This is a genomic window from Streptomyces mesophilus (assembly GCF_011044995.1).
In the GTDB taxonomy this organism is placed as follows: domain Bacteria; phylum Actinomycetota; class Actinomycetes; order Streptomycetales; family Streptomycetaceae; genus Streptomyces; species Streptomyces mesophilus.
Map to the genome: position 1 here is coordinate 19,618 of NZ_JAAKZW010000074.1, position 13,611 is coordinate 33,228.

The 13,611-nt window shown below is 68.2% G+C and carries 11 protein-coding genes; 4 read left to right on the forward strand and 7 right to left on the reverse strand.

All coding sequences use genetic code 11. From position 1 onward, the window contains the following. Positions 1-186 precede the first annotated feature (186 nt). Complete coding sequence (locus G6045_RS19000) at positions 187-4,314, forward strand: HAMP domain-containing protein (RefSeq protein WP_165333188.1); 4,128 nt, start codon at positions 187-189, stop codon at positions 4,312-4,314. A gap of 11 nt (positions 4,315-4,325) precedes the next feature. After that, positions 4,326-4,910 carry a response regulator gene (locus G6045_RS19005; RefSeq protein ID WP_165333189.1) on the forward strand — a complete coding sequence of 195 codons (585 nt, stop codon included), beginning with the start codon at positions 4,326-4,328 and terminating at the stop codon, positions 4,908-4,910. A 45-nt stretch (positions 4,911-4,955) separates the two neighbouring features. On the opposite strand, the gene G6045_RS19010 is transcribed toward G6045_RS19005, so the two are convergent. From G6045_RS19010 to lepA, 4 genes are all read right to left on the reverse strand, one after another. Continuing rightward, on the reverse strand, positions 4,956-6,845 hold the full coding sequence (locus G6045_RS19010) for an AMP-dependent synthetase/ligase (RefSeq protein ID WP_165333190.1): 1,890 nt from the start codon (positions 6,843-6,845) through the stop codon (positions 4,956-4,958). A 218-nt stretch (positions 6,846-7,063) separates the two neighbouring features. After that, a complete protein-coding gene (locus tag G6045_RS19015) occupies positions 7,064-7,360 on the reverse strand; it encodes a hypothetical protein (RefSeq protein WP_165333191.1) in 297 nt (98 codons plus the stop codon). Positions 7,361-7,570: 210 nt separating this feature from the next. Further along, positions 7,571-7,981 carry a hypothetical protein gene (locus G6045_RS19020; RefSeq protein ID WP_165333192.1) on the reverse strand — a complete coding sequence of 137 codons (411 nt, stop codon included), beginning with the start codon at positions 7,979-7,981 and terminating at the stop codon, positions 7,571-7,573. Positions 7,982-8,234: 253 nt separating this feature from the next. Next, the gene (gene lepA, locus G6045_RS19025; protein WP_165333193.1) at positions 8,235-10,097 is read right to left on the reverse strand and encodes a translation elongation factor 4; all 1,863 of its coding nucleotides are present in this window, start codon (positions 10,095-10,097) and stop codon (positions 8,235-8,237) included. Positions 10,098-10,346: 249 nt separating this feature from the next. Here lepA and rpsT point away from each other — a divergent pair, with 249 nt between their 5' ends. Beyond that, complete coding sequence (gene rpsT / locus G6045_RS19030) at positions 10,347-10,613, forward strand: 30S ribosomal protein S20 (RefSeq protein WP_093613037.1); 267 nt, start codon at positions 10,347-10,349, stop codon at positions 10,611-10,613. A gap of 191 nt (positions 10,614-10,804) precedes the next feature. On the opposite strand, the gene holA is transcribed toward rpsT, so the two are convergent. Next, the gene (gene holA, locus G6045_RS19035; protein WP_165333194.1) at positions 10,805-11,794 is read right to left on the reverse strand and encodes a DNA polymerase III subunit delta; all 990 of its coding nucleotides are present in this window, start codon (positions 11,792-11,794) and stop codon (positions 10,805-10,807) included. 147 nt (positions 11,795-11,941) lie between these two features. Between holA and G6045_RS19040 the strand changes: the two genes are divergently transcribed. Next, complete coding sequence (locus G6045_RS19040) at positions 11,942-12,778, forward strand: alpha/beta fold hydrolase (RefSeq protein ID WP_165333195.1); 837 nt, start codon at positions 11,942-11,944, stop codon at positions 12,776-12,778. A gap of 8 nt (positions 12,779-12,786) precedes the next feature. On the opposite strand, the gene G6045_RS19045 is transcribed toward G6045_RS19040, so the two are convergent. Together G6045_RS19045 and G6045_RS19050 are read right to left on the reverse strand one after the other, a co-directional pair. Next, entirely contained in the window at positions 12,787-13,032 is a 246-nt protein-coding gene (locus G6045_RS19045; RefSeq protein WP_165333196.1) for a hypothetical protein, read from the reverse strand. 47 nt (positions 13,033-13,079) lie between these two features. Continuing rightward, positions 13,080-13,611, reverse strand: a 532-nt coding sequence (locus G6045_RS19050; RefSeq protein WP_165333197.1) for a YceI family protein, incomplete at its 5' end; no start/stop codon positions are given.

The following is a 13,611-nucleotide window of genomic DNA, read 5'->3' on the forward strand; positions in this document are numbered from 1 at the left end:
CCCCACTGTGCGGCTCCAGGGCAGTTCAGGGAAATGCCTCTCCGGCGACAGGGACAGAGTGACAGACTGACTCCGCCCATAAGCGCCGAGTTACTGAAGTGGGCCGCCATGAGTGACAACCTCGCAGTTTCCGTGCTCGGAAACGGTCAAGTCCGAGCAGAAGATTTTCAGACGCTCCTCGCCGCGATGACCTCGCTACGCGATGGCGACTTCCGGGTGCGGGCACCCGAGGGCTCGACCGGTGTCTCGGCCGAACTCGCCGCGGTCTTCAACCAGATCGCCGACCGCAACCAGCATCTGGCCTCCGAGCTGGCCAGATTGCGCAGGGAGATCGTCCGCCACGGAAGACTCGACGAACGGGTCGCGGCCTCACCGGGCCAGGGTTCCTGGTCCACCACCGTCGCGGACGCGAACATCGTGGTGGACGCCTTGGTCGCCCCCGCCGCCAACGCCACCCGTGTGCTCGACGCGGTGGCCGGCGGCGATCTGACCCAGCGCGTCGATCTGCACGACGGCAGCCGGCAGTTACGCGGCGATCTGCGCCATCTGGGCCGCGCCGTCAACAAGATGGTCGACCAGCTGTCCCTCTTCACGGGCGAGGTGACCCGGGTCGCCCGCGAGGTGGGCACCGAGGGACGCCTCGGCGGACGCGCCAAAGTGCAGGGACTCTCCGGCAGTTGGCGCCAGGTGACGGAGGCCGTCAACACGATGGCGTCCCGGCTCACCGCCCAGGTCCGCGACATCGCCGCGGTGACCACGGCGGTGGCGAGCGGTGACCTGACCCGTACGGTCACGGTCGAGGCCACCGGCGAGCTGCTCGAGCTGAAGCTCACCGTGAACACGATGGTCGACCAGCTCTCCGCCTTCGCCGACGAGGTCACCCGCGTGGCCCGCGAAGTGGGTACGGAAGGCCAGCTGGGCGGCCGCGCCCAGGTCCGTGGCGCGAGCGGGGTCTGGAAGGACCTCACGGACAACGTCAACTTCATGGCGTCCAACCTGACTTCTCAGGTACGGAACATCGCCCAGGTGACGACGGCGGTGGCGTACGGGGATCTGAGCCAGAAGATCACCGTCGACGCCCGGGGCGAGATCCTGGAGCTGAAGTCCACCGTCAACACGATGGTCGACCAGCTCTCCGCCTTCGCCGACGAGGTCACCCGCGTGGCCCGCGAGGTCGGCACCGAGGGCAAGCTGGGCGGCCGCGCCCAGGTCCGCGGCGTATCGGGCGTCTGGAAGGACCTCACCGAGAACGTCAACTTCATGGCGGACAACCTGACCTCGCAGGTCCGCAACATCGCGCTCGTCTCGACGGCCGTCGCGCAGGGCGACCTGACGAAGAAGATCACGGTCGAGGCCAAGGGCGAGATCCTTGAGCTCAAGACCACCTTCAACACCATGGTCGACCAGCTCTCCGCCTTCGCGGGCGAGGTGACCCGCGTGGCCCGCGAGGTCGGCACCGAGGGCAACCTCGGCGGCCAGGCCCAGGTCCGCGGCGTATCGGGCGTCTGGAAGGAGCTGACCGACAACGTCAACTTCATGGCGACCAACCTGACCTCACAGGTCCGCAACATCGCCCAGGTCACCACCGCCGTGGCCAACGGCGACCTGTCCAAGAAGATCACGGTGGACGCGCGCGGCGAGATCCTGGAGCTCAAGGACACCGTCAACACGATGGTGCAGCAACTGCGGGCCTTCGCCGACGAGGTCACCCGCGTCGCCCGCGAGGTCGGCACGGACGGCCGGCTCGGCGGACGCGCCCAGGTGCTCGGCGTATCCGGGGTCTGGAAGGACCTCACGGACAACGTCAACTACATGGCGGACAACCTCACTTCACAGGTCCGCAACATCGCCCAGGTCGCCACCGCGGTGGCCCAGGGCGACCTGTCCAAGAAGATCGACGTGGACGCGCGCGGCGAGATCCTGGAGCTCAAGACCACCATCAACACCATGGTCGACACGCTGTCGTCCTTCTCCTCCGAGGTCACCCGAGTGGCCCGCGAGGTGGGCTCCGAGGGCCAACTCGGCGGCCAGGCACGGGTCGAGGGCGTGTACGGCACGTGGAAGCGCCTGACCACGAGTGTGAACGAGCTGGCGCTCAACCTCACCACCCAGGTCCGCGCGATCGCCGACGTGGCCTCCGCGGTCGCCCAGGGCGACATGTCCCGCTCCATCACCGTCGAGACCCAGGGCGAGGTCGCCGAGCTCAAGGACAACATCAACCTGATGGTGTCCAACCTCCGCGAGACCACCCGCGCCAAGGACTGGCTGGAGTCCAACCTGGCCCGTCTCGCGGCCCTGATGCAGGGCCACCGCGACCTGATGGAGGTCGCCGACCTGATCCTGCGCGAGCTGACCCCGCTGGTGAACGCGCAGTACGGCGCGTTCTTCCTGGCCGACTCCGAAGCCGAGGGCACGGGGCTGCGCACTCCCGCACCGTCCAAGGGACTTGCCTTCATCGGCGGATACGGCTCCGCTCAGGGCTCCGTCATCGAAGTGGGCGGGATGCCGGTGCACGGGCTCGTGCGCCAGGCCGCCCTGGAGAAGAAGCGGATCCTCGTCGAGGAGGCACCGCCGGACTACATCAAGATCAACTCGGGGCTCGGCGACGCGGCACCCAGCAGCGTCGTGATCATCCCGATCATCTTCGAGGACCGGCTGCTCGGCGTCATCGAGCTGGCCTCGTTCTCCCGCTTCTCGGATGTCCACCTGGCGTTCTTCGACCAGTTCGTGAACACCATCGGCGTCGCGATCAACACCATCATCGCCAACTCCCGTACGGAATCCCTGCTCGGCGAATCCCAGCGCCTCGCACTCCAGCTCCAGGAGCGCTCGAACGAACTCCAGCGCCAGCAGGCCGAGTTGCAGCGCTCGAACGCCGAGCTGGAGGAGAAGGCGGCCCTGCTCGCCACCTCGTCCCAGTACAAGTCGGAGTTCCTGGCGAACATGTCGCACGAGCTGCGCACCCCGCTGAACTCCCTGCTCATCCTGGCCCGTCTGCTCGCCGACAACCCGGAGGGCCGGCTCAACGACCAGGAGGTCCAGTTCGCCACGACCATCCACCGCTCGGGCACCGATCTGCTCCAGCTGATCAACGACATCCTCGACCTGTCGAAGATCGAGGCGGGCCGGATGGACGTACGCCCCAAGAAGCTCCCGCTGATCAAGCTGCTCGACTACGTCCACGCCACGTTCCGCCCCCTCACCCTCGACCGGGGCCTCGCCTTCGAGGTCGCGGTCGGCGAGGACGTACCGCGCGAGATCTACTCGGACGAGCAGCGCCTCCAGCAGATCCTGCGCAACCTGCTCTCCAACGCGGTCAAGTTCACCGGGAGCGGCCGCGTCGAGCTGCGCGTCAACCGCGTGGGCAATGTCGAAAGCAAGAATCTGACCTTCTTCAAGGAGGGCGAGGAACTACTCGCCTTCGCCGTCACCGACACGGGGATCGGGATCTCCGCCGACAAACTCCCCGTGATCTTCGAGGCGTTCCAGCAGGCCGACGGCACCACCAACCGCAAGTACGGCGGCACCGGCCTCGGCCTCTCCATCAGCCGGGAGATCGCCGGACTGCTCGGCGGCCGGATCGTCGCGCAGAGCGAGCCCGGCAAGGGCTCCACCTTCACGCTGTACGTTCCCGTGGCGCACTCCGGACACGGTCCGGTGCCGGACCCCCAGATGGAGGACGGCGAACTGGCCCACGGCCTTCGTTCGCTGAAGCTGCCCGAACAGCAGTCGGCCGAGGACCCGGTGACGGTCCACGACCAGGACGACAACTGGCCGGCCACCACCAAGCTGGAGGAATGGCGCAACGGCCGGGCCGGTCAGGTCCTCCAGGGCCACCGCGTCCTCATCGTCGACGACGACATCCGCAACGTCTTCGCGCTCACCCACGTACTCGGCCGGGTCGGTATGCCGGTCCTGTACGCGGAGAACGGCCGTGAGGGCATCGAGATCCTCGACCGGAACCCCGATGTCGAGGTGGTCCTGATGGACATCATGATGCCGGAGATGGACGGTTACGAGACGATCGAGGTCATCCGCCGCACACCGCGCTGGGCCGATCTGCCCATCGTGGCGCTCACCGCCAAGGCGATGCCCGGAGACCGGGAAAAGGCCATCGCGGGCGGCGCGAACGACTATGTTCCCAAGCCAGTGGACGTGGACAAACTGCTGTCGGTGATGTGTTCCCTCCTGGACCCAGAGGGCACCGACGGCGCTGACGGCACCGGGACGAAGCAGCACAGCCAGGCAGCAATCGAACAGGGGCAGGCGAGCGGGTCAGGGCAGGAGCGCGTCGCCCCGCCTGAGACTGAATAGGCATTACCACCATGAGCACTGAGGTTTCGACAGACGACCGGGCAAGCATCCTCCTTGTCGACGACATGGAGGACAACCTGACCGCGCTCGAAGCCGTCCTGGGGTCACTCAACGAACCGCTGATCCGGGCGCGTTCGGGCGAGGAAGCGATGAAGGCGCTGCTGCGGCAGCCCTTCGCCGTGGTCCTGCTCGATGTCCGGATGCCCGGCATGGACGGCTTCGAGACCGCCGCGAACATCAAACGCCTCGATCAGACCAAGGACATCCCGATCATCTTCCTCACGGGCACGGACGCCGATACGGGCTATGCCTTCAGGGGGTACGCGACGGGCGCGGCGGACTATCTCACCAAGCCCTTCGACCCATGGGTGCTGCGGGCGAAGGTGACGGTCTTCCTCGACCTGCACCGCAAGAATGTGCAGCTGCAGCGGGCGCTCGCCCGCGAACAGGCCCAGTTCGCCGAGCTGTCCGAGCTGCTCGCCCGGCTCGAGTCCCGGCTGACCGGTACGGATGCACCCCAACTCGCGGAAGCACGCGGCGAGCTGGCCCGTATGGAGGAAGTGCTGACCCTCATGCGACGCGGGCGGAGCCAGTGATCCGGCTCCGCCCGCGCCCACGGTCCCGCAGGGGGTTCTGGGTCCTTACGCCTCGCGCGATCCCGCGTACATCTCGTCGACGAGCGCCTTGAACTCCCGCTCCACGACCGGACGCTTGAGCTTGAGGCTCGGCGTCAGCTCGCCGTGCTCGACGTCGAGATCACGCGGCAGGATCCGGAACTGCTTGATGGTCTGCCAGCGCTGCAGCCCCTGGTTGAGCTGCTTGACGTAACCGTCGATGAGCGCGGTCGTCTTCGGGTCGGCCAGGACGGCCTCGTACGAGGTGGAGGAAAGTCCTTCCTCCTTGGCCCAGTTGACGATGGACGGCTCGTCGAGGGCGATCAGCGCGGTGCAGTAGTTGCGGTCGGCGCCGATGACCAGGATGTTCGAGACGTACGGGCAGACGGCCTTGAACTGTCCCTCGACCTCGGACGGCGCGATGTACTTGCCGCCGGACGTCTTGATGAGGTCCTTCTTGCGGTCGGTGATCCGCAGATACCCGTCGGCCGAGAGCTCACCGATGTCCCCGGTGTGGAACCAGCCGTCCGACTCCAGGACTTCGGCGGTCTTCTCGGGCAGCCCGTGGTAGCCCTGCATGATGCCCGGGCCGCGCAGCAGGATCTCGCCGTCGTCCGCGATCCGCACCTCGGTGCCGGGCAGCGGCTTGCCGACCGTGCCGGTGCGGTACGCCTCACCGGGGTTGACGAAGGACGCGGCGCTCGACTCCGTCAGGCCGTAGCCCTCCAGAATGTGCACCCCGGCGCCGGAGAAGAAGAACCCGATCTCGGGCGCGAGCGCGGCCGACCCGGAGACACAGGCACGGAGCCGCCCGCCGAAGGCCTCACGCAGCTTGGAGTACACCAGCGCGTCGGCGACCTTGTGCTTGGCACTGAGCCCGAACGGCGCGGAGGACTTCCCCGTACGACGGAAGTTGTCCTGCGTGACCTTGGCGTACTCGCGCGCGACACCCGCCGCCCACTGGAAGATCTTGTACTTGGCGCCACCGCCGGCCCGCGCCTTGGCCGCGACCCCGTTGTAGACCTTCTCGAAGATCCGCGGCACGGCGGCCATATAGGTCGGCTGCACGACGGGCAGATTTTCGATGATCTTGTCGACCCGCCCGTCCACGGCGGTGACATGACCGACCTCGATCTGGCCGCTGGTCAGCACCTTGCCGAAGACGTGCGCGAGCGGCAGCCACAGGTACTGCACATCGTCGGGACCGACGAGCCCGGTCTGCGCGATGGCCTTCGCCATGTACGACCAGTTGTCGTGCGGCAGACGGACGCCCTTGGGCTTGCCGGTGGTACCCGAGGTGTAGATCAGCGTCGCGAGCTGGTCCTTCGTGAGCGCCGCGACGCGCTCCTTCACGACCTCGGGATTCTTCTCCAGATACGCCGCTCCGCGGGCCTCGAGGTCCTCGAGGGAGAGCACCCAGCCCTCCGGATCGCCCTCGGCGGCCTGCGCGTCGGCGGTCTGCATCACCACGACATGCTTCAGATCCGGCAGCTCACCGCGCCGCTCGCGCACCTTCGCGAGCTGCTCGGCGTCCTCGGCGATCAGCACCCGGCTGTCGGAGTCGCTCAGGATATACGCGGCTTCCTCGGCGTTGGTCGAGGCGTAGACCGTGGTCGTGGCGGCCCCGGCGCAGAGGATGCCGAGGTCGGCGAGGATCCATTCGACCCGGGTGTTGGCCGCGAGCGCGACGCGCTGCTCGGGCCCTACGCCGATTTCGATCAGGCCGGCCGCGACGGCGTAGACGCGCTCGGCGGCCTGGCCCCAGCTCAGCGACTTCCATTCGTCCGGGCCCTGCCCCGAGGCGGGGGGCACCGGGTAGCGGTAGGCCTCTCCGTCGGGAGTCTTGGCCACGCGCTCAAGGAAGAGGTTCGCCACGGACGGCGGTCGGTTCTCGATCAAGTTCTGTGTGTCGCTCACGACATCCTCCGGGCCCGCGACAGTGCGTGCGACTGATGCGACTGAGTGGCTGCTGGTGCGTACTGTGGTGTGCGTTGTTTAACTTGCGAGTAACTATCGAGTGATCAGAGTAGAGCGCCCGGGCCCGGCGCGTAAGGGGCCTTGAGCTGTCAGTTCCTCACAGAACGGCAACGGGCCCGCAGCGCTGGTGCGCTGCGGGCCCGTGCCGGGCGAACGGGTCAGTTGACGCTGACGCTCGCGGACGTCTCGGACTTCGCCGTGGCGTCGACATCGGCGTCCACGTCGGCCTCGGCGTTGACGCTGGCGTCCACCTCCACCGACGGGATGAGGGCGTCGACAAGGCCGGCGAGGTCGAGGCGGACCAGCGCGTTGAGGGCCGCGTCCGCCGTTGCGGCCGTGGCCACCTCCGGCTCCGGGGCGACGGTGGACGCGGACGCGGCGGAAGCCGCACCACCGAGCATCAGGACTGCGGCGCACACAAGGCCGGCGCCACGCACAACTACGTTCTTGTTCATGGGGATTACCTCCTTCAGGCTCCGGCATACATAACCTCGAATTATCGCCCTGTAACACAGTTAATACGGATGGGCGAGCCGAGGCGTCCGAATGGGGAACGACAAAAGGGCCCCGAAAAAATAAAAGCGGGCCCGGCGCAGGAAATGCGCCGGGCCCGCTCAATTCACGTTGCCACCGCTCGGAGGTGCGGCACGCGTGAGGTGGGGCAATTAGCCGATCGGCAGGCCGCCGAGGTGCGGCATGGCGCCGAGGCCACGGGCCTTGGCGTCCTGGTTGACCTTGCCGGCCGCGTCGACGTCGGCGTTCTCGACAGCCTCGGTCGCGTTCTCCGAGGTGTTCTCGACAGCCAGACGGGCTTCGCGGGCGACACCGGTGAGGGTGCCGATGGTGCCGTTGATGTCGACGTCGGCGACTTCCTGCAGCTCCTTCAGGCTGGCGCTGGAGTCGTTGACCGTCTTGGTGTCGAGGAGCTTGTCCGCCGGCACCGGCGCAGCCGCACGCGGGGCGTCGTCAGCCATCGCCGGGGAGGCGAAACCAACAGCCATAACGGAACCGGCAACGATCGCAGCAGCCTTCGTGTACTTCACTTCAGGATCCCTTTCCGAAGCGGCGTCCTTCACGGTCACGACCGTCGTGCCGTCCGAGCGTAATGCTGGCCGCTCGGAACGCCGCTGCCACCCTTCGTAACGGGGCGCCCCTGCCTGCGGAAACTCTTAAATCCCGGCTTTTTTGGCATTCACTCGGATGTCGCAGAATTCTTCCAATCCTCACATCAACGCAAAAGGCGCCCGTCCGGTTTACGGACGGGCGCCTTTCGTTCGACCATGTGGCCCAAGAACGCGTTCTGCGGGGCGAGTTACGCGCCGGGCAGGACTACTTCTTCTTCGGACCCTCGTCGCTGGAGAGCACCGCGATGAAGGCCTCCTGCGGCACCTCGACGGAGCCGACCATCTTCATCCGCTTCTTGCCCTCCTTCTGCTTCTCGAGCAGCTTCCGCTTACGGGAGATGTCACCGCCGTAGCACTTGGCGAGGACGTCCTTGCGGATGGCGCGGATGGTCTCGCGGGCGATGACCCGCGAACCGATGGCGGCCTGGATGGGCACCTCGAAGGCCTGCCGCGGGATGAGCTCGCGCAGCTTGGCCACGAGCCGCACGCCGTACGCGTACGCCGCGTCCTTGTGCGTCACGGCCGAGAAGGCGTCGACCTTGTCGCCGTGCAGCAGGATGTCGACCTTGACGAGCGAGGCCGACTGCTCGCCGGTGGGCTCGTAGTCGAGCGAGGCGTAGCCGCGGGTCTTGGACTTCAGCTGGTCGAAGAAGTCGAAGACGATCTCCGCGAGGGGCAGCGTGTAGCGGATCTCCACACGGTCCTCGGAGAGGTAGTCCATGCCGAGCAGGGTGCCGCGGCGGTTCTGGCACAGCTCCATGATCGAGCCGATGAACTCCGACGGGGCGAGGACCGTGGCGCGTACGACCGGCTCGAAGACCTTGTCGATCTTGCCCTCGGGGAACTCGCTCGGGTTGGTGACCGTGTGCTCGGTGCCGTCCTCCATGATCACGCGGTAGACCACGTTGGGGGCGGTGGCGATCAGGTCGAGACCGAACTCGCGCTCCAGGCGCTCGCGGATCACGTCCAGGTGGAGCAGGCCCAGGAAGCCGACGCGGAAACCGAAGCCGAGGGCCGCGGAGGTCTCCGGCTCGTAGACCAGGGCGGCGTCGTTGAGCTGCAGCTTGTCGAGGGCCTCGCGCAGGTCGGGGTACTCGGAGCCGTCCAGCGGATACAGGCCCGAGAACACCATCGGCTTCGGGTCCTTGTAGCCGCCGAGCGGCTCGGTGGCGCCCTTGTGCAGGGAGGTGATGGTGTCACCGACCTTGGACTGACGGACGTCCTTCACACCGGTGATGATGTAGCCGACCTCGCCGACGCCGATGCCGTCGGCCGGGGTCATCTCCGGGGACGAGACACCGATCTCGAGCAGCTCGTGGGTGGCGCCGGTCGACATCATGCGGATGCGCTCGCGCTTGTTGAGCTGGCCGTCGACCACACGTACATACGTCACGACGCCGCGGTACGAGTCGTAGACCGAGTCGAAGATCATCGCGCGGGCGGGGGCGTCCTTGACGCCGACCGGGGCCGGGACGTCCCGCACGACGCGGTCGAGCAGCGCCTCGACGCCGAGGCCGGTCTTGGCGGAGACCTTCAGGACGTCGTCCGGGTCGCAGCCGATGAGGTTCGCGAGCTCCTCGGCGAACTTCTCGGGCTGTGCGGCCGGCAGGTCGATCTTGTTGAGCACCGGGACGATGGTGAGCTCGTTCTCCATCGCCAGGTACAGGTTCGCCAGGGTCTGCGCCTCGATGCCCTGAGCGGCGTCGACCAGGAGGACCGTGCCCTCGCAGGCCGCGAGCGAACGCGACACCTCATACGTGAAGTCCACGTGGCCCGGGGTGTCGATCATGTTCAGGATGTGCGTCCTGCCCTGATCGGGGCCCTCGTTGGGCGCCCAGGGCAGCCGGACCGCCTGGGACTTGATGGTGATGCCGCGCTCGCGCTCGATGTCCATGCGGTCGAGGTACTGAGCGCGCATCTGCCGCTGCTCGACCACTCCGGTCAGCTGGAGCATGCGGTCGGCGAGCGTGGACTTGCCGTGGTCGATGTGCGCGATGATGCAGAAATTGCGGAGCAGCGCCGGGTCGGTACGGCTCGGCTCGGGCACATTCGTAGGGGTCGCGGGCACGCAGGGTCCTGATTCTTGAGACGTCCGCAGCGTTCTGCGGCCTCGGGTCGGATCGATACGTAGCCTCCATGGTCCCATGCGCGGCAGACAGGGTCCGGTTTGGGCCGGTCGGAGTACGGCTGGTACCGTGGTCAGCTGTGTCTCACTGCCCTCTCAGCAACGAGGCACTCGGTATCAAAGACCAGTCCCCAAGGATTTCCCGGGTTCTCCGGGCTGTCCGGGGGACGACGAACCTGTAAAGGCTCTTTCGTGGCGAACATCAAGTCCCAGATCAAGCGCAACAAGACGAACGAGAAGGCGCGCCTGCGCAACAAGTCCGTCAAGTCCGCGCTCAAGACCTCGATCCGCAAGACCCGTGAGGCGACCGCCGCCGGTGACGTCGAGAAGGCCACTGCGGCTCTTCGCGAGGCCACCCGCAAGCTGGACAAGGCCGTCTCCAAGGGTGTCATCCACAAGAACCAGGCCGCCAACAAGAAGTCGGCGCTTGCTTCGAAGGTTGCCTCCCTCAAGGGCTGAACGATCACTTGATTTGACCGCCGGAACGGACCAAGCGGGCCCTCTCATCCGCTCCTGACCGGCACACCTGCTCCGCACACGGCCTGCGTTCGCCACGCGGGTGCGGAGCGCAAAGCTTGTACTGAAGGCCCCGCCTCCTCGTCCTCCCCAGGACGAGGAGGCGGGGCCTTCGGTTTTTTGGTGTGCGGTGCTCAGTGGCCCCGGGAGGCGCGGGCTGCCCGGGCGACGGTGACGACCGCCTTCTCCAGGGCGTACTCCGGGTCGTCGCCGCCGCCCTTGACGCCGGCGTCCGCCTCCGCGACGGCGCGCAGCGCGATCGCCACCCCGTCCGGGGTCCAGCCGCGCATCTGCTGGCGGACGCGGTCGATCTTCCAGGGCGGCATACCCAGCTCCCTGGCCAGGTCGGCGGGGCGCCCGCCGCGGGCCGAGGAGAGCTTGCCGATGGCCCGTACGCCCTGGGCCAGAGCGCTGGTGATCAGGACCGGTGCGACGCCCGTGGACAGGGACCAGCGCAGGGCCTCCAGGGCCTCGGCCGCCCGGCCCTCCACCGCGCGGTCGGCGACCGTGAAGCTGGAGGCCTCCGCGCGGCCGGTGTAGTACCGCCCGACGATCGCCTCGTCGATGGTGCCCTCGACATCCGCGACCAGCTGGGACACCGCGCTCGCGAGCTCCCGCAGATCGCTGCCGATGGAGTCGACCAGGGCCTGGCAGGCCTCGGGGGTCGCCGAGCGGCCGAGGGCGCGGAACTCACCTCGTACGAAGGAGAGCCGGTCCGCGGGCTTGGTCATCTTCGGGCAGGCGACCTCGCGGGCGCCGGCCTTGCGGGCCGCGTCGAGCAGCCCCTTGCCCTTGGCTCCGCCCGCGTGCAGCAGGACGAGGGTGATCTCCTCGGCCGGGGCCGCGAAGTAGGCCTTCACGTCCTTGATCGTGTCCGCCGACAGGTCCTGGGCATTGCGCACGACCACGACCTTGCGCTCCGCGAACAGCGACGGGCTGGTCAGCTCGGCGAGCGTGCCCGGCTGGAGCTGGTCGGGGGTGAGGTCGCGCACATCCGTATCGGCGTCGGAGGCGCGGGCGGCGGCGACGACCTGCTGTACGGCACGGTCGAGCAGCAGGTCCTCCTGGCCCACGGCGAGGGTGACGGGGGCGAGCGGGTTGTCTTGTGCAGCGTTCCTGGCCATTGCGGACAAGGATCCCACGGGGCACTGACAGTCCGGTACGGGCGCGGGGCTGGGCTTGCTCCGCTACGGGTGCGGGGCTGGGCTGGGCTTGCTCCGCGCGGACATTCGTACAAGACCGGCCCCGGCCCGTGCGCGCACCATCGCCGTATGACTGCTGATGAATCCCGCTTACCGCAAGGGATGCACGTGATCCGGGCAGGCCCGCGCGGGGCGCCGCCCCTGGTACTCATCCACGGTTCGGGGGCTTCCGGCGCCTCGTGGGGTCCCATGACCGCGCTGCTCGCCGAGCGGCACCATGTCGTACGGGTCGACCTGCCGGGCTGTGGAAAGTCGCCGGCCGCGGCGTCCTACGAGGTGCCCGTACAAGCGGGCCGGGTGGCGGCTCTGCTCGATGAGCTCGGGCTGCGGCAGGCCGCCGTCGCCGGGCATTCGAGCGGGGGCTATGTCGCCACCGCGCTGGCCGAGCAGCGCCCCGATCTGGTCGGCTCGCTCGCCCTGATCAGCACCGGTCCCGCGCTCGACGCGCTGCTGCCCGAGCCGTTCGTGCTGCGCGCCCTGCTCGGCCCGCCGTTCGGTCCGCTGCTGTGGACGCTGCGGTCGGACGCCATGGTCCGCAAGGGGATCCGGGCGACGACGGCCCGTCCGGTGGAGGTGGCGGACGAGCTGGTCGCGGGGGTGCAGGGCATCTCGTACCGCACGTTCAGGAAGGTGCTGCGGGCGAACGGTGCGTACATCGCCGAGCGGAGCGTGCCCGAGCGGCTCGCGGCGCTCCAGGTGCCGGCGGGGGTCCTCGTGCTCTTCGGGGGTGCCGATCCGCGGTGGGACCCGGCGTCGGCCCGCCGGTACGAGGTGGTGCCGCGGACGCGGATCGAGCTGCTGCCGGGGGTCGGGCACGTGCCGCTGCTCGAGGCGCCCGAGGCGACGTGCGAGCTGCTGCTCGCGTTCACGGCGACGGGCTCGGGCATTCCGCCCGCCGCCCCTTGAGATCTGGCTTACGGGTCTTCGCGCCAGCCCTCGAACTCGGCCGCGAACTCGTCGAGTTCGGCCGGGTCCAGGGCCTCGTCCGCGTCGACCAGGACCACCAGCCACTGGGCGTCCTCGGCGTCGTCCTCGCCGGCCAGGGCGTCCCGTACGAGCTGAGGCTCCTCCGAGACGCCGAAGCGGGCGGACAGTGCCTCGGCCAGTTCTTCCGCGGTGTCCCGGTCGGGCAGCACCAGGACATGTCGTACGTCGCTCACCTGGCCATTCTCGCCCACGGCGAGGGGTGCTGTGGGCGCCTTCGAGGTCAGGACTTGGGGATGATCTGGACGTCAAGGTCGATGGTGATGCTCGGGCCGACCACGGCGATGCCGCGGGCGAGCATGGTCTGCCAGCTGACCGTGAAGTCGTCGCGGTGCAGTTCGGTGGTGGCGCGGACGGCGGCGCGGGTCTCGCCTTCCATGCCCTGGCCGATGCCCAGGTATTCGGTGTCGAGGGTGACCGTGCGGGTCACGCCGTGCAGCGAGAGGGCGCCGGTGACGGCCCAGCGGGTGCCGCCGCGGTGGATGAAGCGGTCGCTGTAGAACTCGAGCGTCGGGTAGTGGTCGACGCCCAGGAAGTCGGCCGAGCGCAGATGGTCGTCGCGCATCTTCACGTTGGTGTCGATGGAGGCGGCGTCGATCACCACGTGCATGGCGGACTGTTCCATGCGGTCGGCTATCCGGATCGCGCCGGCGAAGGTGTTGAACCGGCCGTGGACGCGCGCGAGTCCGATGTGCCGTGCCGTGAACGCGATCGAGGAGTGGGCCGGTTCGATCTCCCAGTCGCCGGGGGTGGGC